We start from the raw sequence: 24,863 nt of genomic DNA, 5'->3' as shown, positions 1-24,863 counted from the left end.
CAATGCAAGGATTTTGGGCGAAGTACCAGGAATGACCACCAATTGGGCAGAACGGGGCGTAACTCACTGTTCTGATAAGTCAAAGGACTGGGACGTGATCAACAGACGCGACCTCATCAAGTACTCGCTCCTCGGCGCGGCAACGGCGCCGCTGGCAGGCCTCGGCGCCCCGGCTTCCGCTGAAGGCACCAAGGTGGCGATCGCCGAAGCGCTTCGGCTCGGCATGTACAACTCGCTTTACGTCGCTGCGGACAAGGGGCTGTTCGCCAAGCATGGCCTCGCCGCCGACCTCTCCACCGCCGGCGGCATCGCGCTGCCGGTGCCGATCCTGCTGTCCGGCCGCGGCCAGATCGGCGTGACCAGCCCGGGCATGTCGGTCAACGCGGTCCGCGAGGGCGGCAAGATCAAGAACATCGCAAAGATCGTTGGTGGCGTGTCGATGTGGGGCATCGCCAAGCCCGACAGCAAGATCAAGACGATCGACGATCTGCGCGGCAAGACGATCGCGACGCTGAAATTCCCGTCCTCCACGATTCAGGTGCCGACCTTCGCGATCAAGACCGTCGGCAAGTTCCACCCGAAGGAAGCGGGCGTCACCTTCCTCGAGCTGCCGCCCGGCGCGCAGGCCGCCGCGGTAAAGGACGGCCGCGCCGACATCGCCACCGCCTTCGAGTGGGACGTCAGCATCGCCGCTGAGCAGTTCGGCCTGGTGCCCGTGCTGTCCTTTGCCGACGTGCTCGGCCCGCTCTGCTTCACCACCGCAATGGCGACGGAAGAGACGATCGCGAGCAGTCCCGCCGCCGTGCAGGGCTTTTGCAACGCGATCGCGGAAGCGCAGAAGCTGATGCACGAGAACAACGCGGTCTTCACCGAGGTCGCGGAAAAGTATTTCCCGAAGGTCACGCCATCCGTCGTCGCCAACGCGACGAAAAACTTCTTCGGCTCGAAGACGGCTATCCCGCGCAACCCGACCATCTCCGCGGACGAATGGGACCGTGCGATGCAGCTCGAGCAGGGCGGCGGCGCGGTGCAATCCGTCCTTTCTTACGCCCAGATGGTCGACAACCGTTTCGCCGAACAGGCGACCAGGCAGTTCGGTCTGGCGTGATGATAGTGAATACCTCTCCCGCGCGCGAGCCGCGCTACGTCACGCTGCCGGCACGGCCCGAGCCGCTTCGCCTCGCAGTCGACGAGACCGCCGTGGTCGTCGTCGACATGCAGAATGCCTATGCCTCGCCGAACGGCTATCTCGACCTCGCCGGTTTCGACATCTCCGGCGCCAAGGCCGCGATCACGGCGATCCGGGACGTGCTGGGTGTCGCGCGCGGCGCGGGCGTCCCGGTGATCTTCTTCCAGAACGGCTGGGATGCGGACTATGTCGAGGCCGGCGGGCCGGGCTCGCCGAACTGGCACAAATCGAACGCGCTAAAGACCATGCGAAAGCGGCCCGAGCTGCAAGGCAAGCTGCTCGCCAAGGGCGGCTGGGACTATGCGCTGGTCGACGATCTCCAGCCGAAGCCCGGCGACATCGTGGTGCCGAAGACGCGCTACAGCGGCTTCTTCAACAGCCAGTTCGACAGTATCCTGCGCGCTCGTGGCATCCGCAACCTCGTGTTCTGCGGCATCGCCACCAATGTCTGCGTGGAGTCGACGCTGCGCGACGGGTTCCATCTCGAATATTTCGGCGTGATGCTGGAGGACGCGACCCATCAGGCCGGCCCCGACTACATCCAGAAGGCCTCAATTTTCAACATCGAGACATTCTTCGGCTGGGTCTCGTCCGCGAGCGACTTCCGCCGCGCCTTTGCCCAGGCCGAAGCCGTTCCCACAGAAGAGGACTCGCTATGACCGACCGCGCCATCATTCCGCCGGGCACCACCGCGCCCATCGCCCCGTTCTCGCCGGGGATGATGGCCGACAACGTCATCTACGTGTCGGGCACGCTGGCTTTCGATGCCAACAACGATGTCGTCCACGAAGGCGATGCGGCAGGCCAGACCCGGCACATTCTCGAGACCATCAAGCGCGTGCTGGAGACGGCGGGATCGAGCCTTGCGGATGTCACCTTCAACTCGATCTTCATCACCGACTGGGCCAACTACGCCGCGGTCAACAAGGTCTATGCCGAGTATTTTCCCGGCGAGAAGCCGGCGCGCTACTGCATCCAGTGCGGCCTGGTGAAGCCCGCCTGCCTCGTCGAGATCGCCTCGATCGCACACAAGAGGCCGTGAGGTGGCCGTGCTCGACGCTGGGCAGGCAGTTGCGGGCGCGCGGTTCAAGTTGCCGCCCGCGCTGCGCATCGCGCTGCTCCAGATCGCGCTGCTGGTTGCGCTGCTTGCGGCGTGGGAGCTCGCGATCCGCTTCGGCCTGATCGCGGTCTATCTCTACGGCCAGCCGAGCGGCATCATCGCGAAGGGCGCCAAGCTGATCGGCAGCGGCGAGCTGCTGCGCGACGCCGCGCTCACTGCGTGGGAGGCCATCGCCGGCTTCCTGATCGGAACGGTGCTCGGCAGCGCGGCAGGGCTCGCGTTGTGGCTGGTGCCGACCGGCGCCGCCGTGCTGCGGCCTTATCTGGTCGCGCTCAACGGCCTGCCGAAGATTGCGCTGGCGCCGCTGATCATCGTCTGGTTCGGCATCGGCCTCTCCTCGAAGATCGCGATCGCGGCGATCATCACCTTCATCGTCGCCGTCATCACGGCGCTGCAAGGCGCCAAGGAGGTCGACGCCGATCTGGTCAAGCTGCTGCGCTCGCTCGGCGCCAGCCGGGTGAAGACCTGGCGCACCGTCATCGTGCCGGGCGCGATGCCGTGGATCGTCGCGGCCTTCCGCCTCAATGTCGGCTTCGCCCTGATCGGCGCCGTGGTCGGCGAGTACATCGCCTCCAAGGAGGGCCTCGGCTACATGATCTACTACGCCGGCGTGCTCTACGACCTCAACGCGGTCTGGGTCGGCATCGCGACGCTGATGGTGGTGGCGCTCTTGATGTACGGCGCGATCGATCTGATCGAGCGGCGCCTGCTCTCCTGATCCGAAATCAAGTCACTCCAATCGCTGGGACGTCATGGCTTTTGCACGCGGCAAGGACGCCGAGATCTATTACGAAGTTCACGGGCGCGGCACGCCGGTCGTGCTCTCGGCCGGCATGGGCGGCAGTGGTTCGTTCTGGGGCCCGCAGCTCAATGCGCTGGCGGAGCGCCACCAGGTCATCCTCTACGATCACGTCGGCACCGGCCGCAGCGAAAGCAGCAGCCGCAGCATCGCCGGCATGGCCGACGACATCGCCTGCGTGCTCGACCATGCGGGCGTCGATGCCGCGCATGTGGTCGGCCATGCGATCGGCGGCATCGTCGGCATCGAGCTCGCGCTGCGTCACCCCAAGCGCCTGCGCAGCCTCACTGTGGTCAACGGCTGGGGCCGCGCCGATCCGTTCCTGCGGCGCTGCTTCGAGATCCGCAAGGCCCTGCTCAACCAGTCCGGCCCGCAGGCCTATGTCCGGGCGCAGCCGCTGTTCCTCTATCCGCCGCAATGGATTTCGCAGAACATCGCCCATCTCGACGCCGAGGAAGAGAAGATCCTGAAGCACTTCCCCTCGGTCGCGACGATCAACCAGCGCATCGACATGTTCCTCGCGTTCGAGGGCGGCAGGCGCCTCGCCGAGATCAACGTGCCGACGCTGCTGTCCTCCGCAAAGGACGACGCGCTGGTGCCGGCGTATCTGACCCGCGAGCTTGCGGCTGCCATTCCCGATGCGCGCGTGCACGAGGTCGATTGGGGCGCGCACGCCTTCAGCGTAGTGACGCCAAAGATCTTCAACGACACGCTGCTCGACTTCTGCAGGGAGGTGGACCGATGAACGCGCTCGCGCATGACCTCACCGAGGCCGCGCCGATCGTGCTGCGCGCCCAGAATGTCGGCGTCACCTTCGATGGCGAGGGGCGCCCGGTCGAGGCGATCCGCAAAGTGGACTTCGAGCTGCGCTGCGGAGAGACGCTGGCGATCGTCGGCCCCTCCGGCTGCGGCAAGTCCACGCTGTTCAACGCCATTGCCGGCCTGCTGCGGCCAACCCGCGGCCATGTCGAGGTCGGCGGACGGCGCGTCGACGATGCCGCCGGCCATGTCGGCTACATGTTGCAAAAGGATCTGCTGCTGCCGTGGCGCAGCGTGCTCGACAATGTCATGCTCGGGCTGGAGATCCGCAAGACACCAAAGCCGCGTGCGCGCGAGATCGCGCTGGAGCTGATCCGGACTTACGGCCTTTCCGGCTTCGAGCACGCAAAACCCGCGGCGCTCTCCGGCGGCATGCGCCAGCGCGTCGCCATCATGCGCACGCTCGCCTTCGACCCCGAGGTGATCCTGCTCGACGAGCCGTTCTCCGCGCTCGACTTCCAGACCCGCCTGCTGATGCAGGCCGACGTCTCCCGCATCATCGCCGAACGCGGCAAGAGCGCCATTCTCGTCACCCACGACATCGGCGAGGCCATCGCCATGGCCGACCGCGTGCTGGTCCTGAGCGCACGCCCAGCCACGGTGCGCGCGTGGCACGTGATCGAGTTGCCACGGGCGGGGCGTGATCCGGCGGCGCTGCGGACCGACGCGGCGTTCCAGGATTATTTTGCGAAGATCTGGGCCGACTTGGAGAAGCCGGCTGGCGGGGCGTGAGGCGGCTTACCTTGACCGGGCCTCGGGCTTAACCGTTGTGGCCTTCACTTGGGCAGGAGGCACTCTGTGAGGGATTGTTCGGTGTTTTGTATTGAATGCCTGAGATTTGGCGCGCCCGACAGGATGAGACTGGGCACCGGTATGTCATTGTAGGCGCTTTGTAATTTCTGCGGCGACGGCCCGCTTCGCACCAGGAGCCAGTCGTTGGCGCGTTGCCGAGAACCAGACATTAGCTTGGCCTCTTGAGAAGGAGAACGATCCAATGCCAATCCTTAGGAACCCCAAACATGAGCGCGTCGCCCAGGAGCTTGTGAAAGGACGCTCCGCTGCTCAGGCGTACGTAGAGGCGGGCTACAAGGCCAATAGGCACAACGCCTCCGCTCTAGCCCGCACGCAACCCATTCAAACCCGGGTCTCTGAGCTATTTGAGAAGCGCGAAAGGGCGGATGCGAAAGCCACCGAGAAGGCTATGTCGAAGCTGGCCCTGACCAAAGAGTGGTTCTAGGTAAGCTAATCGAGAACGTTGAGCGCGCGCTGCAGGCACGCCCGGTGCGTGGTAAGGAGGGGGAAGAGCAGGGCGAATACCAGTACCAGGGAAACGTCGGGTACCGCGCGCTGGAGCTGCTCGGCAAAGAATTGGGCATGTTCATTAACCGCAAGGAGGTCGGCAAGCCGGGCGACTTCGCGGGTATGACAGACGACGAACTTGATGCCCAAATTGCAGAGTTTATCGCGCGCGAAGAAGCGGGAGCTGGCGAGGGCGCTCAGGGAACGGGAGCTGCGAGGCCCAAAAAGGGAATGCAGAAGCCTCACTGAGTAGGTGAGGCAGATCAACCGGCGGTACCGCGCGCCCGCGCCGCGCGATTCCCGGAGCCAACGATTGCCGGGCTGTGCAGGCCACCGAACTCACACCGACCTTGTCGGATATGACGCAGCCCCGATCGTCAGCCTTGAGACAATTCGTGCACGTGACGCGACGCTCGATTCAAGCGTCTCGCCGATAGTTGTATCAAGCGCTTGCAGAAGCGCCACGATTTCAGTTCGGCACGCCGCTTGCTTCATGCAAGGAGCATCACGAAGCAACCGATGATGTAGGGGCGGACCCAGCGCGTGTACCCAGCGCACCTACTCTGCGCCGGGGCCGCCTCTTGTACTCTCTCAACGACGGCATGAACCGACTACGTTTGTCTGCTGGCTCGACTCATGCATTCAACGCACCGCATGCACCATTTCTAGTTGGCCGTGAAGAGGACCGGCACATGGGAGCTTCGTCGCATGTATGACGTAATTGGTATCGGAATTGGTCCGTTTAATCTCAGCCTTGCCGCTCTCATGAAGCCGACCGGACTACGGTGCCTATTCATTGACGATAAGCCGCGTTTTTCCTGGCACGCCGGAATGGCATTTTCGAACGCTAAGTTACAAGTGTCACATGTCAAAGACTGTGTGTCGCTCGTAGATCCAACCAGTTCGTTTTCATTTCTCAACTTTTTGCACCGAAGTGGGCGGCTCCACGCGTTCGTCAATCGACGGTCCGGCGCAGTCTCTCGCAAGGAGTTTTTTCAGTATTTCGCTTGGGTCGCAGATCAGCTTCCGTATCTTAGATTTGGGCAAAAGGCACTGGATGTGCGGCCCGAAATATCACATTTCCGCGTCACGACCACTGAGGCGGAACATCAGGCCCGAAATGTCGTACTTGGGCTCGGAATCTGCCCCGACGTGCCGGATTGCGTGCGTCCCTTGTTGGGCGAACGCGTCTATCACGTGGCAGACTATCTCAATAGGGCGCCACCGGCCGCAGGAGAACGAGTCTTGCTCGTCGGCGGGGGTCAAAGCGGCAGCGAGGTGATGGAACAGCTGCTCGCGGGCCCACCCCTGAAGCAGATACTTTGGGTCACGCCGCGCGACAACCTTGAACCGAGGGACGACTGCGCATTCACCAACGAGTATTATACGCCTGCCTATTTCCGCCACTTTCAAGCTCAGCCGCTCTCACGTCGGCGCGAATGGGTGCAGGTCAAGAGGCTGAGCAGCGACGGCGTATCGCTGGATCTCACAAATCAACTCTTCGACAAAATCTATGAACGTCGCTTCGTCGACAGTGAGAATAACGGCGTCCGGTTGATCGTCAGTGCTTGTCTCGAAGGTCTGCGGCAGAATGGAGCGGGCTTCGAAGTTACGCTCAAGTGCACCGAGACCGCAGCAACACGCAGGGTGCCGGTCGACCGTGTGATCTTGGCCACCGGTTTTGTCCCCCACACGCCGCCATTCTTCGACCGCATCATGCAGCTCGCCTGTATTGAGGATAGTTTGCCCAGGATCAGATCGGACTATTCACTGGAGAGCCGGATAGCCCTGCCAGGCAAGATCTACTTTCAGAACAGAACCCGCATCCAGCATGGTTTGCAGAACGCGAATCTGTCTCTCGTCGCCTATCGCAACGCAACGATCGTCAACAGCATCATGGGAAAGGAGTTCTATCCGGTGGACATGGATCCATCGATGTTGTCGCGTCTGGCTGAACTGGAGGAGGAATGATGAGAAAGCTGCGCGATAACATCGTGGCACGCCATTTTAGGGCCTCTAAATTTGCCCTCGAGAGTGGCGAGTCCACGCGCTTGGATTGCCACGCCGACAACGAGATGTTGTTCGTGTTCTCCGGCACCGGCTCGGTCACCTATGGCGACGGGTCGCTCTCTACCACACAGCTCGGCCCCGGAGACATGCTGCTGATGTCTCCGTTCACTGCCCATCTTATCAAGAACGATGGGGCGGAACTTCTGGTCGTGGGAAATGCTTGGTGGGAAGACCGGCAGACCGTTGACGAAAGCGTCAAAGCCCCCACCAAGGCGCCGCGCACGCGCCTTGTTCTGCCGAGCTTTACAACGCCGAACGGGCGGATGCATGTTGGGCATCTGGCGGGGCCGGTCGTCGCTGCCGACATGTTTACGCGAGCGCAAAGGACACTTGGGCTCGACTGTTACCAGCTTTGTGGGACATTGGGTTTTCAGACACATGTGGCGATAACCGCTGCGCGCGAAGGGCGGAGCTACCACGAAACCTCGCGCGCCTACTCGGATGATTTTCTCGCTAACTACCGTCTGCTGGGGGTAGACTTCGATGTGTTCGCGACGCTCGACGAATTGCCGCGTTTCGAACGGGTCGCTCGCGAGTTCTTAGCCACGCTGGAGGCCGGCGACCATCTCATCGAGAAAACTGCCCGCGTTCCGTATTGTGAGCACGGGCACGGATACTTGTTCGAAGCCCACGTGCGCGGCTCCTGTCCGCACTGTGGCGAAGGGATCAGCTCGGAATGCGAGAACTGCGCGCTGTTCGTGCCGGATGAAGAGCTGATGGATCCGGTCTGCAATCATTGCAACCGGCCGGCAGCGTGGCGGCCGCTGAAGCGCATGTTCGTGCCGCTGGAGCCGCATCGCGCCGTGCTCGAGCGATACCTGATGTCGGGGGCCTACGTCGGCAAAATGCCGGATTTCGTCGCCCGGGTGTTGCAGCGCAAGCTGCCGGACATTCCGCTCGGAATCTGTTCATCGGACGGACTTGCCCTGCCGTTGCACGGGCAAGAGAACCAGAACCTCTATTCGGCCGTCGAGCTCGCCCCCCGCTTCTTGACGGCACAGGATATGCTTGCCTCCCGTGCGGAGCTCGGCTCGGACGAAGTCGAGCTCGTGCTCTTTTTTGGCTCCGACAACGCGTATCTGCGCTGCATCACCTTCCCAATCCTGCTCCACCTTTACGACGCGAGCAGATTTCGCATCGTGGGTTTTTTTGGCAACGAATTCTACCAGCTTGACGGCCGTAAGCTCTCCACCTCGCGGGGCCATGTCATATACGCCGACGATCTCACCCGCCAGGGAATTCCGGCCGACTGGCTGCGCCTATATGTCTGCCATACCCGTCCATCGGTTGCCCCGACGAACTTTAGCTTTCGCGAGGCCTTTGACTGGATCGAACGGCGCCGCGGCCTGCTGGCATCCGTCATTCATCACATCAGCCAGTCGGTCGAAACGCGTCACCGCGGGACGGTGCCGGAGGCCGGCACTTGGGAACGCCTGCATCGCGCATTCTATCAACAGCTTTGCGAGCGTCAGCAAGAGGGCCGGCGGCTATTCTCGGTCGAAGGATTCGACCCGCGGCGGATCGCGGAGCTAATCGACCGCTTGCTTCACGACCTTGATGGATTCGCAACAGAAGCGCTTGGCGCGCGCTATCACCCGGGCATCGAGCGCGCCGCCTGCGCCCTCGGCGTTGCCGGCCTGCGGCTGTGGGCGACGCTTGCCTGGCCGGTGATGCCCGGGCTCTGCACCGCACTCCTGGCGCGCCTTGGCATTCGAGAACCGCCATATCTGAACCACGCCTTGCAATGGGTTCCGGCGGGGCGATCCTTCGACACCAGAGGCTGGGCTGTATGACGGAGTTTCTCCTCTATATCAATTATCGCCGACTCATACGAGAAAGCATTCGTGCATTCGAAGCGGCACATCGGCTCGGATACCGCGTCGCTGTGCTTGGTCAGCCGCTGCCACCGGAACTTGCCTGCTACGTCGACGAGTGGCGCCAATGTAATCCCGCAAGCCTTGTCTCGCTCGAGAGCGCCGTCGAGGAGATCAGAAAGTGTATCCAAATTGCCGGTGTGGTCTGCTTTACGGAAACTGCTGTGGAAGCCTGCGCCATCGTTGCCGCGAAATTGCGGCTGCCCGGGTTGCCGCTCGCATGCGTGTCCGCGGTGCGGGACAAATCGATACTGCGCGAGCGAACTCAGTCGGTTTCCGGCCTCACGCACCGCCTTTTGCAGAATGATAGCGATCTGGAAGAGTTCATCGGTGTGGCGGGACTCCCGGTCATCGTGAAACCGGTGAACGCCTCGGGCAGCACCGGAATCTACCTCCTTCGCGAGCCTGCCGACCTGAATGTCTTTCATTCCACTAGCAAGAAGATCGGCAATCCGTCGTACGACCCGACTTTGCGCCGGGAAACGCTTACGTTCCTGGCGGAACGTTATATCGGCGGGCAGGAGGTGAGTGTGGAAGGGTACGTTTGCAGCGGTGAAGTCACCGTTGTCGGAATCACGCACAAGCTCACCTCGGATCCTTATTGCCTGGAGGTGCGGCATATTTTCCCTGCCGACCTCGATGGTGAGATGCGCAGCATGATTGAAGCAAAGACCAAAGACTACGTGCTGGCGCTGTGCCTGGACAATGCATCCTTCCACCTCGAAGGCAAGTACGACGGCCCGCAGTTCGCGCTCATTGAGGTTGCTGCCCGGCCGGGAGGCGATTACATCGCGTCGCATCTGGTCCCGCTTGCGTTGCACTATGACTTCTACGAAAACCTTGCTCGCATTGCGGTGGGCACGGCGCCTCTGCCTCCGCCCGCGCCGCAGCGGGTGGCCGGGATCCATTACGTCTTGGCCAAACAGGAAGGGCGGCTGCTCGGCTACCGCGGCCTCGAGGCGGTTCTCGATCACCCTTGGGTCGAGCAGGCGATCGTCGAAACATCGATCGGTACACACATTGTGCTTCCGCCAAGCGATTTCCGTCTTCAACGTCTGATCGCGGTGATCAGCACCGCGCCGAGCCAAGCACTGCTCACGAAGCACCTCGATTGGGTATCGGAGACGATCACCCCAGTCTTCGCCCACGAGTGACACATGCAGACGGACGTCATAGGCGCTGGTGCGATGGGCAGGGGAATGGCGGCGCTGCTGCGCGACGCCTTTCCGCACTGGACGGTCCGCCTCATCGACCGCGATATGAGCGCGCTCACGGCTGCGCGCGAGGCATGGAAATGTGAGATCTTGTGCACCGACCAGCCGCAGCAGGCAGAACTCGCACCCGTCGTGATCTGTGCCGCCACTTGGCCGGTCACGCTGGGTGTGATCGAGAGCCTAGCGAGCCGCGCTACACGTGGTTTGCTGGTGAGTATCAGCCGGCCTGCTGCCGAGGACGTGCCACGCGTGCAGCAAGCGCTGATCCAAGCTCCGAGACTTGCGACGGTTCTGCCCTGCGGGCTGGAGCCGGGGCTGACGGAGATCCTGGCGGGCTATCTGCTGGAATCCACAGAGGAGGTGCAGTCCCTTCGTATCTGCTGCGGTGGGATCGTAGTGCCACGCCCGGCCAATCCTCTCGGCTACAAAAGACTCTTCGGCACTTCGCACCTCCCCCTCGCCAAGCGCGACGCCTATTGCATCCGCGATGGCGCCCTTTGCGTCGTTCCGCGGTTTTCCGATGTTCAACAACTCGCTTGGCCCGGCATCGGGGTGCTCGAGCACTGGCATGACGGGATGCAGCCGCGGCTCTCGGAGCATCCGAAATTGTCGCGGCCGGGTGTCCATGCCGACCAACGCACATTGCGTTGGACCAGATATGTCGAACTGGTCGCATTGCTCGATCAACTCGGCGTCTTGGCCGAGGATGCCGTGGACGAAAATACGGGCCTCACCCCAAAGCAGCTTTTCGAGCGGGCCACCCAGCGCACCTTCGGCTTGGCGGAGAACGAACAGACAAAGACGCTTCTGGCAATCGATCTCGCCGGAAGTCGGCACGGGCGACGGTCTGTGCAGGGTTTGCGGCTCACCTTCACTGACCGCGTCGACGTGCGCTCGATGGCTCTGGCCACCTGCTTGCCCGTGGTGTTCCTGGTCAACTGGCTGACGGGCGCCGGAAAAGCCGTTGGCGGATTTCACTATCCGGAGACCATTATCACCCCGCAGATAGCGCCGGTCATGCTCGACTGGCTCGCGCGTCGAGGTGTCGAGATAACAATGGACAGATGTGATGACGATGCGGAAGAAGGCACTGCTGGTCTTGGGCGGAGAGAGCGAGATTCAGTCCCGTCACCTCTATGATCAGGCGCGGGCGCAAGGCTTGCGGGTGGTGTTGACGGACACGCCCAAGCGTCTCGAGCAGGCCATTCAATTGCATGATCTCGCCGATGAGGTCCATCCCCTCGACTTCGAGGATGTGAGCGCCTGTCTCAAGTGGGTTGGCAAATATCCCCGACGCGACCTTCTTGCCGGAGCATTCAGCTTCAAAGAAAAAGCGCAGCCGGCGATCGCCGCGCTCGTTCGCCGCTTTGGATTCAAGGGCCCCAGCGAGCGTGCGCATGAGTGCACCACCAACAAGTTTGTCTGCCGAGACACCTTGCGGGCGGCCGGATTTGCCCAGCCGGAAGCCAGGCTGTGCCGATCCGGCGAGGCAATCGATCAGGCGTTTGCCGAGCTCTCGCGCCGGCATCGCAAACTCATCCTTAAGCCGATGATCGGGTATGGCAGCGAGAACGTCTTTCTGGTGGATAGCGCGACGGCTCTTGCCACTGCGCTTGCGCAGCTCAGGCCGGCAAGCGAGCGGCCCTTCTTGCTCGAATCGTTCGTCGAGGGCCGGGAGTTCAGCGCGGAGGGCTTGTGTGTCCGTGGCTTGCCGAGGGTCTTGAGCTTGACGCAAAAATTCGTGATCGGCGGTGGCAATTTCGTCGAGTGCGGCCATGTCGCGCCGGCCCATCTTCCGTCTGCTTTGCGTGAGCGCGCGATCACGGTCGTGCAGAGCGCCGTGCATGCCATCGGTCTGACTTTCGGCATGTTTCATGCGGAGTTCTGGGCTTGCGATGCCGGCGAGATCGTCATGGGGGAAATTCACTCCCGACCCGGAGGCGACTACATTACGCACCTGACACAGCACGTGACCGGGATCGCTTATTACGGCAGCGTGTTTGCCCAGATGCTGTGCGCTGATGCCGGCGTGGTGATGCTTCCCGCGGCCCACTGCGGAGCCGCCGGCATCCGATACTTCGTCCCGCCCGCCGGCAGGGTGACGGAAATCACCGGATATGACCGTCTGCCCGAAATGCCTGGCTATGCCGGTGCCGCGCTGTTGATCAAAGTCGGTGACACCGTGAAGCCCGTCCGCCACTCGTTCGACCGCGTTGGTCATGTGCTTGCCACCGGGGCGAGCGCCACCGAAGTTAAGGACCGGCTCGAGCGCATGATCATGGCGGTCGCCATCACCGTTCAATGATGAACAGCCCGCGCGCAACCATGCTCCAACCGAAGCCCGCGCAGCGTATGTTCTGGAACGTGTTCGCTCAGAATTTTCTCAATAACTACGGCTACTTTGCGCCGCTCTCTGTGCTCGGCGTCTATCTCCTCGACCGATCGCTCTCGGCGGCTCAGGTCGGTACTCTGTTGCTGCTCCTGTCCGCTTCCGGCCGAGCGTCGCGCGCCTTATTCGCTCCACTACTGGACCGCATTCCCACGCGTTGTGCCCTGACGACAACCTATCTCGTGATGGGGGCGGGCTATATCATCGTGGCGGAGAGCGCCGCGTTTGTCGGGACCGCGCTCGGACTGTTTATGGTCGGCACCGCTTACGGGTCGTGCAGCTTGCTGCTGCGCGTAATTACGGTTCGCCTGCGCGAGGATCAATCTCTCCGTTTGATGCTAGTGAAGCTCGCCGTGGGGACGAATATCGCTGCCACGCTCGGACCGTTGCTCTCGAGCCTGCTGTACGTGCAAATGGCGCCGAACGCCCCCTTCCTCGTCACCGGCTTGGTGATGGTGTCGGGTGGGTTGGTCTGCCATGCCTTTTTGGGGAACGAGCTGCCAGTACTGGACCGCGGCGGCAACTGGTGGAAGTCGCTGCTGCACAGCGCAACGCGGTCCGACCTTCGCTTGGTATTCGTGGCGACTGCCTTCACGTGGTTCGCCCTGGCACAGATCTTTTCGTTTGCGCCGATCGTGCTAGGCCGCTTGTTGGCCGGCCCGGAAATCGTTTGGACGATTGCCGGCCTCAATGCCGCCTTGGTGGTAGGGGCATCGATGCCGCTGATGAAGACGCTCGAGCGCGCGCATGTCGACGATGTCGGGTCGCTGATCTTGTCGGCGGTCCTGGTCCTGGCGTGTTTCGCGCTGCTATCAGGGTTCGTGAACCTGTTCACGCTCTACCTCGCCGTCGCATTGTTGACGGTCGTGGAGATTGTCGCCCTGCCGTCGTTGTCGGTGTTGCTTGTCCAGAATACCCCGGGAAGGGATCACCTCGCCTTGCTCGGCATCAACGCCATCGGTATGGGTCTCGGAGAAGCACTCGGCAACTTTGTTGGCGTTGTGCTCGGCAGCGCGGAGCTTCACAACACGTTCGCTTTCGCGGGAATTGCCGCCCTTTATGGTCTGGGTGCGATGTGGCTGTACCGTTTTCGCAGCAAGATGCTGGATATTGGTGGCCGGAAGGCCACGCAGGATGGCATTGATGTCGAGCGATCCTAGAGAATGCTTTTTCACCGCCGGCCTGGACTTCAACGATCGGCTCGACAAGCACATGGTCCTGCTGCGCGGCGGCCCCCAGTCGCCGCGCAAAGCTATTTCTACGACGGCTATCTGCTATCGTTCCGTGGTGGCCTCCCATTGCGCTATTTGGGAAGATGGGCATCCCATCCGAGTACTAAGATCGTTCTTCGTAAGGCGTGCATTTACCTGTCAAGCACGTTAGCGGCTTCTACCTAGCTCGTGCAGCTCCACGGAGGCGCGATCTGAACCGCCCCGGGTTTGCCGGAGGCTCCAACTCCTGAGAGGATGGAGCCATGACAAGCAAGACGACGAACAAGTTTTCGCCAGAGTTCCGGGACCGCGCGGTTCGGATGGTTCTGGATCACGCCGGCGAGCACCCTTCGCGCTGGGCGGCGGTGACATCGATTGCGGGCAAGATCGGCTGCACACGGCAAACGCTTCATGACTGGGTCAAGAAGGCCGAGATCGACAGCGGGCAGCGGACCGGCGTTCCGACTTAGATGGCCGAGAAGCTGAAGGCCCTGGAACGGGAGAACCGTGAGCTTCGACAGGCCAACGAGATCCTGCGCAAGGCGAGCGCTTATTTTGCGATGGCGGAGCTCGACCGCCGGTCCAAGCCATGATCGCCTTCATTGATGATCATCGTGGGGCGCATGGGGTCGAGCCGATCTGCAAGGTCCTGCCGATCGCCCCCTCGACCTACCACGCCCATGTGGCCAAGCGGCGCGATCCGGCCAAGCGGTCGGCGCGCGCCAGGCAGGATGCCGCTCTGAAGGTCGAGGTTCGTCGCGTCTTCGACCAGAACTTCTCCGTCTACGGTGTGCGCAAGGTCTGGCGCCAGCTCAAACGCGAAGGCTTCGATGTTGCCCGTTGCACAGTATCGCGATTAATGCGGGACATGGGTTTGCAAGGGGTCATCCGCGGCAAATCCGTCAAGACCACGATCAGCGACAAGGCGGCGCCATGCCCGCTGGATCACGTCAACCGCCAGTTCAAGGCGCCACGGCCGAACGTCCTTTGGCTCTCCGACTTCACCTATGTCGCGACCTGGGCCGGCTTCGTCTACGTCGCCTTCGTCATCGATGCCTATGCCCGCAGGATCGTCGGCTGGCGGGCCTCGCGCACGGCGCATGCAGGCTTCGTGCTCGATGCGCTGGAGCAGGCACTACATGATCGACGGCCGGTCCATCGTAGCGGGCTCGTGCACCACAGCGACAGGGGCAGCCAAGGCGGATTCAAACGGTCGTCGCAACACTCGGAGGTTGGAGGTTGCGATGAACGTTGTAAGGCGCCGATACGTATCCATTAAGTACACCGAGCGCCTGGCTGAGACCGGCGTCGAGCCTTCTGTCGGCAGTGTCGGAGATTTCTACGACAACGCTCTCGCCGAAACCATCAACGGTCTCTACAAGGCCGAGGTGATCCATCGGCGCGGGCCATGGCGCAGCTTCGAGGCCGTCGAGTTCGCCACTCTCGAATAAGTCGACTGGTTCAACAACCGACGGCTCCTGGAGCCCATCGGAAACATCCCGCCGGCCGAAGCCGAGCAACGCTACTACGCCATGCTGAACAACCGGCCATGGCAGCTTAACTTAAACCAAATGGCCTCCGGCAAACCCGGGACGGTTCACGTCCAACATTTTCAATAGCTTAAGTGGACACAATATTCGACGGATATATGAATTCAGCGGAGAGGGTGAGCTTCCTCCGGTTGCCGACCTCTTCCGCAGCGAATAGGCCGTCTTTGAAGCTGTGGCGTAACGAATACACGCTGTGCAGCTTCGAGGGCCGCAGAACTGCTTGACGATCTCGGCTTTCTGCTTCTCGCCCGCAGAAAGCCGCGAGGCGCGCACATCGAGCGGAAGGTGGAACGGCAGTTTCTTCGTGACGTCCGCCCGATCAGCGCGGGGCAAAGCAATTGTCCGGCATAAGCAGAAAGATGAAGCAAAGGGGTGCGGTGCCCGGACTGGGCGGACTCACTGAGTCCGACTGCGCTGCGATCCAGCGCGACTTGGCGCATATGCGCCGCATTCCTTTGCCGAATGCGAGATAAGAGCCGCGAACGTCACCTCAAGTTGTACAAAATTACATGATCTTCAGACGACGCTTTTGGGGCTTCAACATGAAAAGACTTCTGGGACTCTTGCTGCTCGTCCAATCCTTGTTGCTTTCCGCCGAGGCCATGGCGCAGGGGCTTCCTGCTCCGTCATATTGGAAAAATGAACGAGGTTCGGAACTCTTTATTTGGTCCGCCAATAGCGGGGCTATACAAGGGATTTTCACAAACCATGCTCAAGGATTTGCGTGCCAGGGCGTCCCTTATCCTGCAGCGGGAGCCGTTAGTCCAACCGGCTTGTATTTTGTTGTTACTTTTGCCCAGTGCAATTCCTTTACCCGCTGGGTTGGAAAAATTAACGGGTCTCAGATGCCAACGTCTTGGACGCTCTTTTATGTTGATAAGAAAGGTAGGCCTAGCAAGTTGAAGGGCGCGGATGTATTTACGCGCGTACGGTAATTTCAACCTTCTTGCGCGACCTTAGCGAGGCCAAAATCTGCCCGTGGCAACTCTAGCAGATCCAGCCGTTGTCGAGGAAGCGGGCGAAGTCGTCCCGTGGCCTGAGCATGTAATTCAGGGGCTTCAGGACCCTGGAGGAACGCGAGAGCGTTTTGCGCTCACGTAGCAACCTGGTGTGCATGTCCTGGAGAGGCGGCTTGCTCTGTTCCTGGCGCAGGGCGCGCCGCTGGTCGGCGCCGCGGCCGTTGATGGCGCGTTCGGGATCGAACAACGCATCGAGGCGTCTGATCGCCTCCAGCGCGATCGGAGAGACGGTTTTCCCTTTTCACCCTTCGCGGGCATTTTTCTCGTACACAGACGATTCCTACTTGAACTTAATGCCGGAATCGCTTGGGAGACGCCAACTATACGGCTGATATCAATTTCTAATGAGAAGATATTCGATCCGGACGTGAGAATAAGGTGTTGCCATCCGGCCTGAAGGTGTCGTGGTCGATCACTTCGATTAGATGCGCGAACGGAGTGCGATGTCGGATGGGGTGCACTTCGCCAAACCGACACCGCGGCTCGGCGACAAACGTAAGGACGGCCGCGGCTAGCGAAGCATCGATCAGAGTTCGAGCTTGGCAGTATGGCATTCCATTGCGCCGGATCACCCTGAAGCGCAAATGAGTTTGACTGCCTGCAGCGCTGCGCTACGACTCCACCAGCGTCATTGAAAAACAACATCGCACTTACAACGCAGCCGCTCATAACGTAAGAAATCCTCAGGCCTTCATCTGAACGTCGTGTGGCTCGGTTGCCCTGTTTGCGAAGGCCACGCACTCAACATGCGCGCGTGCCTTGGCGCGAGGCGTGCGGCGTCGGCAGTGGCTCTCGACCGTACGACGCTACCGCTGGCTATGAAGTGCCGCTAAAGATTTCCCACGGCTTGAGGGAACCTTTGCGGCTAAGCTCCGAGGCCGGCCGATGAAGTAGCCCTGCATCTCATCACAGCCCTCGTACAGCAAAAGCGACATCTGAGCGTCCGTTTCAATGCCCTCTGCAAGAACAGGAACGCCAAGTCCGTGGGCGAGACCGATCACGGCCCTGACGATGGCCAGCCCGCGTTCGCTCTGGCCTAGGCCGGCAACGAAGACTCTGTCGATCTTGATGCGGTCCAGGGGGAACGCTTCGAGGTACGACAGTGATGAGTACCCGGTACCGAAATCGTCGAGAGCGATCAGTATCCCGAGCGACTTGAGAACTTGCATCGTCTTCTTCGCCCGCGAGAGGTCCTCGATCAGGACGCCCTCGGTGATTTCGAGCTCGAGCCGCGAGGCCGACAGCCCGGTGTCGTGCAGCGCCTTGCGGACCTGCGCCTCAAGGTCTCCACGGCGAAACTGCGCCGCCGAAACGTTGACAGCAATCCTGAGCGGCTGCTCCCAGCCAGCGGCCTCCCTGCAGGCCTCCATCAAGACCCAATCATCGATCTGGGCGATCGATCCACTCCGCTCCGCGATCGGGATGAAGTCTCCAGGCGGTATGATGCCTCTAGTCGGGTGTCGCCAGCGTACCAGCGCCTCGTAGCCCTTGGTTCCTCCATCCCGACCCTGCTGCGGCTGATAGTCCAGGTAGAGCTCTCCTCGCTCGACGGCGAGCCGTAGATCTTGCTCAAGTGCCCGGCGATTACGCAACTGTTGGTCCATCGCGCTCGTGAAGAGACGAATGGCCCCCCTGCCCTCGTGCTTGGCGCGGTACAGAGCGGCATCGGCGTTTGCGAGCAGGGAGACGGTATTGTCGGCGTCTCTCGGAAAAAGTGCGACTCCGACGCACAAATCGATCTTGAGCGCATGGCCGTCGACCTCAATCGGTCGCCCGAATTGGGCTCGCATTCGCGTCGCCAACAACTCTGCGCTGGCAGACAAAGGCAGTTGATCCGCAATGCCAATGAACTCGTCGCCGCCGACACGCGCTACATAGGATCCCTGTGCAGCGTCTTGCAGTCGCCGGGATGTTTCCCGCAGAACGGCGTCCCCGATTGCGTGACCAAAGACATCGTTGATTTCCTTGAAGTGGTCCAGATCGATGCAGAGCACAGCAAAGCCGTTGTCTGTCGCCTGCGCTCGCGCCACAGCGTCTGCGAGATGCTGATCGAGCGCCGCCCTGTTGGGCAGCTCCGTGAGCGCATCATGGCAGGCTAGATAACTTATTTTCTCTTGCGCCCTGTTGCGGTCAGTGACGTCGAACGCAACGCTCATGTAAGCCGCGCGGCCGTCGTAGACGAGCGGTCGCGACTCGATCACCACCTGGATGGCCTCGCCATCAGACGTGATGTGCAGCGCGTAGTCGGGTTCGCCGCGGCCGTGCAAGTCCTCGCATTCTAGCTGGTGTTCAGACATGGCGAGAAGCGCTTCGCGAGCATATCCGTAGTGACGGCACATGGCACCATTTACCGCAAGCAGTTGCCGCGTCTTGCCGTCGGCCACCCACATTGGAAGCGGATTTTCTTCGAACAGGAGGCGGAACGATGCCTCCCGTCGCTTCAAGTCGGTGATGTCGATCCGGACGCCAATGCTTCCACCATCAACCGTGCGTCGCTCCTCGACGCGTACCCACCGGTCTCCAGCCAGATGCTGCTCGTGAGAGTGCCGCGGCAACTGATGGTGGGCCATGCGTTGTGCGAGCCACTCTTCCTCTCTCCCAGCCGCCTCTGGGTACTGGCCTCTAGCCAACCCACCCCTCAGGATCTGTTCGAACGACGTTCCGGATACAAGAACTTCTCGGCTTGCCTCATAGAACTCCGCGTATTGGCGATTCCAAAGAATAAGCCGGTCGTTCTTATCGTATACAGCGAGGCCCTCCGGAACGACGTCGAGTGCTTCTGTGAGATGCGTGTGAGCGGCGCGTGCGGCTACTTCGGCTTTTTCGGCCGAAGCCTTCGCATCAGCAAGCGCCGCTTCGGTTCGGTAACGTTCGGAGATGTCCTCGTGGGTTGCGACCCAGCCGTTACCCTCCATAGGCCGATGCCGGATGCGCACGACGCGCCCGTTTGTCAGCTCGACCGTTCTATCGGAGCTCTGGGCAATAACGGGGGCACTGTTGCGCCAGACCAGATATTCTCCCTTCGACATTTTGGGCGCACTGCCGGCCGAATACCGGAGATCTACAATGTCGTTCAGCCTCATGCCGGGCCGAACCACTTCCGGATCGAGGTCGTAGATTTCCAGGTACTGCCGATTGCACACAATCAAGCGCTGCTCCTGGTCAAAGAAGCACAGGCCATGTGACATGTTGTTGAGCGCCGTATCGAAGCGCTCCGCATAGGCGGTCGCACGAGCGCCTTCTTCGCTGAGCCGGCCATGCGCCTTGATCAGCTCGACGAATGACCGGAAGTTGGTGTTGATCATCCGCCCAAGCAGTGCCAGCAGCAGGAGAAGATTGATGCCAAGGGAGATCATCATACCGTTGGCCGACGGGAGCAGTATTGTCGCGATCGGGGCGCCAGCAATCAGCATTGTCAAGCGAGAGGCTGGTGGAAAGCTGGCGAGGCAATAAGCGGTACCCACGCAACCCATGAAGACCAGCAAGGCAATTGGCGCCCGCAGATTGGGTTCAATCGTACCGAAAAGTGCCAGGATCCAAACGACGAACCCTCCATTCAGCACAACCGCAAACAAGCGTGTCGTAGTGAGCTGGTGATGTGCTTGCTCGGGTGTGAATTCCGTATCCTTCAGCCTGAGCCATTGGCTCAAGCGAAGCAGACAGACCGCGAGCAGGGCCCCAGGCAAGGCAAACCTCAGCCACGCCGAGATGCTTGATGGGAGGACCAGCCCTACGCTGATACTGTCAACTAGCAGGACCGCGTAGAGAACCGGGACCTGCTTGCGAAGGATGGAAAATTGTTCGACGAGCAGCGAACGGCCGAGTGGATCGGCGACGTCGCCCACGGAAAATGCCTCGCGCGCTCGCGTAAGTAAGCTCATGTGCCCTGCCCAGGAGCCACAGGCTACGATGGGGGTACCGAAAGGCACGTAAAGACATGTGGTATCTCTGGCCTTAACGGCTCTGCGCAAATTGCGAGGGCGGAGCCGCAGTTCACTAGCAACAGGAGCAGAGATCGGCAGAGCACCCTCCGGCGCCCGGCTGGCTCCACGGTCGCACCCTGCCATCAAAGCATCATTGGGCGCGCCATTCGGCAGTTGCTCTCGAGCTAACGAGGGCAGAAGGGGAGCCGGAGTGCCTAGGAGTCCGGCCCCGCAACCTAAACGGCGCCTTGCGCCGCTCGGCGCTGCCGACGAAATGGTTCACTACGGGATGGATTTGTCCGGCTCCGAACGCGGCGGCGCCGTAGTACTACGCCTAGGCGACGGGCTCGCGACATTGCTTGCTCGCGAGATAACGGAGAGCCTCCAGCTCGTCGAGTTCGCCGGCAAGCTCCATTGCGTGCACCGCAATTTCGATGATCATGTTGCCCTTGACTTTGCGACGCCCGAAGGAATTGACAAACTGGCTTGGCAGGTTTCGTGACCCACGACGAAAGCAGGAGGCGCCCAACGTAATCTTATCAGCGAAGGAGCTCAACTGGCCTATGCGATCTTCCGGTTCCCGATCGCATCCCATGGGCCACCGCGGCAAGATCCGTTGGTTTCTCGCCAGCCGAAGGAGTTGCTATGAGAGCCGGAACCTCGCTTCGTGTTCGCTTTTACACAAAGCGGCAAGCCTTCCGGGGGCTTCAACAAGCGAGTGAATGCGTGTCCAAAGTCCCCACGGATCCTCATCGTCGAGGATGACTATCAGTCGCAGCAGGCGTCGAGGACTTCCTGCGCGAAGCCGGTTCGAGACCCACGCCCTATCCTCCGCTGAGGCGAGACGCGCTTCTTCGCCGAGAATATCACCGTGCAGCGCCCGCGCGCGAGCGCACCTTGACGAAGAGTGCGGAGTCGGTCGCTGCGGCGGACGCGGAGTTGCTGGGGCAAGCGGTCGCCAATGCCCTCGATCCACGACCTGATTCTGCGTCCCCTAGACTTTGCGCCTCGTTCAACGCTGCAAACAGCCGGCATTTTTTAGTCGCCGCTAGCAATTCTCTGCGACGTCATAAATGGCGACAATCGGTAGCGCTCGGATAGCTCCGCGGCCGCGACCGTTTCCATCGACGTACGCGGAAACGACACCAGCACGGAATTTCCAACTGGAAAATTTTGGTCGAGCAAGAGCTATTTGAGGCCGGAGCCGGATTATCGCGTAGGTATTCATGACAAGCCGGACGAGGCTGATGGACGAGCGTCTCCTGCGGGTGCCGCGTTGTCTAATAATCTCTCGTCAGATCTTTCTTTCCACGGGTGCGGACTTCGATGGCGCTGCGTACATGTGTCACCCTCTGCAGATAGGCGGATCCGGCATCTAGGCCGCACGGCTCCGATTTGTAATGTCCACTGACTCAAACGCTTCATATGAGACTCGACAACTAATGTCGTAGCTACAGCGAGAATGGCGGCTTCGAGTTGCGCGACATTACCGTCGAACGCTAACAGTACGATTGTCGGGTTTGAGCCCCAATGTCGCAAATTTGACGCGTACCTGGCGCCTGGAGAGCCTGCTTTTAAGCGGCATGCTGCTTGCTTCATTCGCCGCGTCACCACCGATGCCAGAACGACGTCGCTCGGTTGTGGATGGGAAACGCAGCGGAGTATTTGATGCGATCTGCACTTCTTTTTTGGGGAGCTACAACAATTGCGCTCGTCGCAAGCGGTGCGGCCACTTCGGCAGACCTTGAGCCATCATTGCAACTGCCACCGGCTGTGTGGAGCTGGTCCGGGGGATATATTGGCGGGCACCTCGGCGGTGGTTACGGCAGGACGTCCTTCAGTAATCCCTACGGTCCGCCGATCTACGGCGACATCATCGATACCCCCGTTTTCCTGGCAGGTGGGCAGATCGGCTACAATTGGCAGAAGAACAGCTGGGTGTTTGGCGTCCAGTTGGATGCCAGCGGTGCTGTCTCCGACGGCACGAATACCTGCCTTGCCGCCTCGAGCGCTGTTGTGAGCGCGAACTGCAAGGCAGGTCCCAACGTCTTTGCCACGGGGACCGGTCGGATGGGTTACGCGTTTGGCCCGCAGGGCCGCACCCTGGCCTACATCAAGGGAGGCCTCGCTTGGCAGAACAATCAGGGCGACGTCGTCAATAATTATGAGCTTGGCTGGATGCCACAGGAGACAACCCATTTTGCTTATGGTCGTGTCGGCGGCATCATCGGGCTGGGAGTCGAGCAGGCGCTTACGCCTGCATGGTCCGTCACAGCTGAGTATGACTACCTGCATTTCGGCGGGCCGAAGGTCGAAACGCCTCCGACCGTGCAGCTTCCCCCGTTCGCCATTCTTCCGGCGAACACAACTAGCCTGTCCAGCAACTATCACATCGGAAAGATCGGCCTGAATTACCATTTTGGTACCGACCCGTGGACGGCGCAATGGGGCAACGCGCCGCTGTCCGCGAAAGCCCCCACAGGTGCGCCGCCGATGGCTTACACGCCCGGTTGGTCGTTCGAAGGCGGCTCGCGGCTCTGGCTCAGCCGGGGACGATTTCAATGGGACCACAGCGCTGTGGCCTCTGGCCGCCTGGAAGACCCCAGCATTCTCATATCGAGGCTGACTTATCACGGACTTGACGGATTTTCCGGGGAGTTATTTGGCCGTCTTGACAGCCCTTGGGGAATATTTCTGAAGAGCAATGTTGGCACCGGGCGCTTCAACAAAGGAAACATGAACGATGAAGATTGGGCCGCCACATCAGTGTCGTATGCCAACACAATATCGGGCCAGGCAAACGGAAGGTTCACCTATTACACGGCGGATCTAGGTTACGATTTTTTGCGGGGCGCTAACTACAAGGTTGGCGGATTTATTGGCTGGACCTATTACGCCCAGAGCTCCGACACGATCGGATGCGTGCAGATTGCCAACCCGATGTATCGGTGCCCAGCGTCCGCTGATCAAATCGTTGGCAGCCAGGATACTCAATGGAATGCACCTCGTATCGGCCTAAGCGCCGAAACCATGCTCACCGAGCGTTGGCGCTTAAGCACTGACGTCGCTTACCTGCCCTGGATTGATTTTAAGGGACGTGACAATCATCTTTTGCGGGACCTGACCACCTTTGATGAACAACGGGGTACCGGTGGCGGGGGAGCCCAGATTGAAGGCGTGTTGTCCTACTTCATTACCAAGAACTTCAGCATCGGCGTCGGCGGGCGCTATTGGGCCATGTGGACTGAAGAGCACAGCAATAGCACGTGCAAAGGCAGCGACTGCTTCGGCGCATCGACCGGTTTTGCAAAGTTCAGCATGGAGCGCTGGGGTACGTTCTTTCAGGCCTCCTACAAGTTAAATTGAGAGGGCTGCCACGCCAAGCTCGAAGCTCGGGAAGAGCAGCGACCGAACGACTGCGAAAGGTAGAGCGGTCGTCTTGGGCCTACAATCGGCGGTCGCTTGACGGGGAGTTCTCCGAGATCGAGGGGCGCTCTTCGACCTGTCCTCTCGCACGCGGCCCAAACCCGCGCATGGGCGCACGGTGGCCAGAATTGGTTGGGAGTGAGAACGCAACTGGGGGCGGCGCGTCGACCGTCAGAGACACGCGTTCATGGTCCGACCGCCGTACATGACCCCGAAGTGGCTGCGGTCCCATAACTAATGGAGCTTGTGAGCAACGTGAAGGTTTGATGATTTTCAGCCAAGCGCTCAGATCAGGAGACCTCGTAAATGGCGCGTCATTAAAGCTCATTTTGCGAAGTTCTCCCGATATCTTCGACATATTCGACGTGCCGTGTTGACACCGCGGATTCCGCTCAATGTCGCCCATCGTTCCGGGAAGATCGCCCCCGGGTAACGGGCGTCTTCCGGCTCCCTTACGGTCGGTTCTTTCAGTTTCGCAAAAGAGGACCCTGGATGCCGACGGGAGACCGCTTGCGACCTGCCGTGTGTGCGATGTCACCCGGATAAACGCGACCGAGCCCGAGCCGTGACACTGCGGCGGACAGGTGCGGCGCCGTCCACAGTGCGGTTGGACCATCGGGGATTCGAGGTCGTGTATGAACTTAAGGTGGTCACGATTGCATCGTTGTTGCGATACAACTGGCGGCCGCGTAGGCACGACTCGGCCTCGGTAAACATGTGAGAAAAGACGAAGCTGCCCTATCGCTCGCGGGCATCTACTGCTCGGTCGCGGCGCTGGCTGCAGATTTCGCAATCGTTGCCTACGCGCTTCATTTCGGGTCAAGCGATGCATGTCCTCGACTCGCTTGAACGCTCTGGCTGGTGAGATGTTTCGGTGCCGCCTACCAGATCTTGTCGCTGCACGAGCAGAACTTCAATCGTAATACCGGGCAGTTTCGGATGCTCATACCCGTGTGCTTAG

16 protein-coding genes, 3 pseudogenes and 1 other annotated feature are annotated in these 24,863 nt (G+C 60.9%); of the genes and pseudogenes, 16 read left to right on the top strand and 3 right to left on the bottom strand.

Annotated features, from left to right (window positions below):
• Positions 1 to 94: 94 nt before the first annotated feature.
• The 15 genes and pseudogenes from E4K65_RS36540 (at position 95) to E4K65_RS36470 (ending at position 16,469) form a co-directional block, all read left to right on the top strand.
• Positions 95 to 1,108 carry an ABC transporter substrate-binding protein gene (locus E4K65_RS36540; protein ID WP_135178216.1) on the top strand — a complete coding sequence of 338 codons (1,014 nt, stop codon included), beginning with the start codon at positions 95 to 97 and terminating at the stop codon, positions 1,106 to 1,108.
• A gap of 5 nt (positions 1,109 to 1,113) precedes the next feature.
• Positions 1,114 to 1,848, top strand: coding sequence for a pyrimidine utilization protein B (rutB, locus tag E4K65_RS36535; RefSeq protein ID WP_235885880.1), 735 nt, complete (start codon positions 1,114 to 1,116; stop codon positions 1,846 to 1,848).
• On the top strand, positions 1,845 to 2,231 hold the full coding sequence (gene rutC, locus E4K65_RS36530) for a pyrimidine utilization protein C (RefSeq protein ID WP_135178214.1): 387 nt from the start codon (positions 1,845 to 1,847) through the stop codon (positions 2,229 to 2,231). Before rutB ends, rutC begins: the two co-directional genes overlap by 4 nt.
• Position 2,232: 1 nt before the next feature.
• Positions 2,233 to 3,027, top strand: coding sequence for an ABC transporter permease (locus E4K65_RS36525; protein ID WP_135178213.1), 795 nt, complete (start codon positions 2,233 to 2,235; stop codon positions 3,025 to 3,027).
• Between the two features lie 34 nt (positions 3,028 to 3,061).
• Positions 3,062 to 3,853 (top strand): pyrimidine utilization protein D, encoded by a 792-nt coding sequence (rutD, locus tag E4K65_RS36520; RefSeq protein ID WP_135178212.1) that lies wholly within the window; start codon positions 3,062 to 3,064, stop codon positions 3,851 to 3,853.
• Positions 3,850 to 4,659 (top strand): ABC transporter ATP-binding protein, encoded by an 810-nt coding sequence (locus E4K65_RS36515; protein WP_135178211.1) that lies wholly within the window; start codon positions 3,850 to 3,852, stop codon positions 4,657 to 4,659. The genes rutD and E4K65_RS36515 overlap by 4 nt, the downstream gene beginning before the upstream one ends.
• Before the next feature lie 495 nt (positions 4,660 to 5,154).
• On the top strand, positions 5,155 to 5,475 hold the full coding sequence (locus E4K65_RS36510; protein WP_135178210.1) for a hypothetical protein: 321 nt from the start codon (positions 5,155 to 5,157) through the stop codon (positions 5,473 to 5,475).
• Positions 5,476 to 5,934: 459 nt separating this feature from the next.
• The gene (locus E4K65_RS36505; protein ID WP_135178209.1) at positions 5,935 to 7,197 is read left to right on the top strand and encodes a lysine N(6)-hydroxylase/L-ornithine N(5)-oxygenase family protein; all 1,263 of its coding nucleotides are present in this window, start codon (positions 5,935 to 5,937) and stop codon (positions 7,195 to 7,197) included.
• The gene (locus tag E4K65_RS36500) at positions 7,194 to 9,089 is read left to right on the top strand and encodes a class I tRNA ligase family protein (RefSeq protein WP_135178208.1); all 1,896 of its coding nucleotides are present in this window, start codon (positions 7,194 to 7,196) and stop codon (positions 9,087 to 9,089) included. The genes E4K65_RS36505 and E4K65_RS36500 overlap by 4 nt, the downstream gene beginning before the upstream one ends.
• Positions 9,086 to 10,324 carry an ATP-grasp domain-containing protein gene (locus tag E4K65_RS36495; RefSeq protein WP_167771438.1) on the top strand — a complete coding sequence of 413 codons (1,239 nt, stop codon included), beginning with the start codon at positions 9,086 to 9,088 and terminating at the stop codon, positions 10,322 to 10,324. Before E4K65_RS36500 ends, E4K65_RS36495 begins: the two co-directional genes overlap by 4 nt.
• A gap of 3 nt (positions 10,325 to 10,327) precedes the next feature.
• Positions 10,328 to 11,524: a saccharopine dehydrogenase C-terminal domain-containing protein gene (locus E4K65_RS36490; protein WP_135178206.1), complete on the top strand. Its 1,197-nt coding sequence runs from the start codon at positions 10,328 to 10,330 to the stop codon at positions 11,522 to 11,524.
• On the top strand, positions 11,454 to 12,689 hold the full coding sequence (locus tag E4K65_RS36485) for an ATP-grasp domain-containing protein (protein ID WP_135178205.1): 1,236 nt from the start codon (positions 11,454 to 11,456) through the stop codon (positions 12,687 to 12,689). Before E4K65_RS36490 ends, E4K65_RS36485 begins: the two co-directional genes overlap by 71 nt.
• Positions 12,686 to 13,933, top strand: coding sequence for an MFS transporter (locus tag E4K65_RS36480; RefSeq protein WP_167771437.1), 1,248 nt, complete (start codon positions 12,686 to 12,688; stop codon positions 13,931 to 13,933). The genes E4K65_RS36485 and E4K65_RS36480 overlap by 4 nt, the downstream gene beginning before the upstream one ends.
• 314 nt (positions 13,934 to 14,247) lie before the next feature.
• Positions 14,248 to 15,603: pseudogene (locus tag E4K65_RS36475) on the top strand (IS3 family transposase).
• Positions 14,532 to 14,648, top strand: a sequence feature (AL1L pseudoknot). (Overlaps the previous pseudogene by 117 nt.)
• Positions 15,604 to 16,076: 473 nt before the next feature.
• On the top strand, positions 16,077 to 16,469 hold the full coding sequence (locus tag E4K65_RS36470; protein ID WP_135178203.1) for an avidin/streptavidin family protein: 393 nt from the start codon (positions 16,077 to 16,079) through the stop codon (positions 16,467 to 16,469).
• Between the two features lie 55 nt (positions 16,470 to 16,524).
• Here the strand turns inward: E4K65_RS36470 and E4K65_RS36465 are convergent.
• The 3 genes and pseudogenes from E4K65_RS36465 to E4K65_RS49020 all read right to left on the bottom strand — a co-directional run.
• Positions 16,525 to 16,818: pseudogene (locus E4K65_RS36465) on the bottom strand (IS66 family transposase); the annotation flags it as partial.
• 541 nt (positions 16,819 to 17,359) lie between these two features.
• Entirely contained in the window at positions 17,360 to 20,398 is a 3,039-nt protein-coding gene (locus tag E4K65_RS36460; RefSeq protein ID WP_235885879.1) for an EAL domain-containing protein, read from the bottom strand.
• A 463-nt stretch (positions 20,399 to 20,861) separates the two neighbouring features.
• Positions 20,862 to 20,979: pseudogene (locus E4K65_RS49020) on the bottom strand (LabA-like NYN domain-containing protein); the annotation flags it as partial.
• Positions 20,980 to 22,144: 1,165 nt separating this feature from the next.
• Between E4K65_RS49020 and E4K65_RS36455 the strand changes: the two are divergent.
• The gene (locus tag E4K65_RS36455; protein WP_135178201.1) at positions 22,145 to 23,842 is read left to right on the top strand and encodes an outer membrane beta-barrel protein; all 1,698 of its coding nucleotides are present in this window, start codon (positions 22,145 to 22,147) and stop codon (positions 23,840 to 23,842) included.
• Positions 23,843 to 24,863: the final 1,021 nt, after the last annotated feature.

The organism is Bradyrhizobium niftali, from assembly GCF_004571025.1.
GTDB classification, from domain to species: domain Bacteria; phylum Pseudomonadota; class Alphaproteobacteria; order Rhizobiales; family Xanthobacteraceae; genus Bradyrhizobium; species Bradyrhizobium niftali.
Note: the sequence above shows the minus strand (reverse complement) of the source record. Positions and strands in the feature narration are given on the sequence as shown.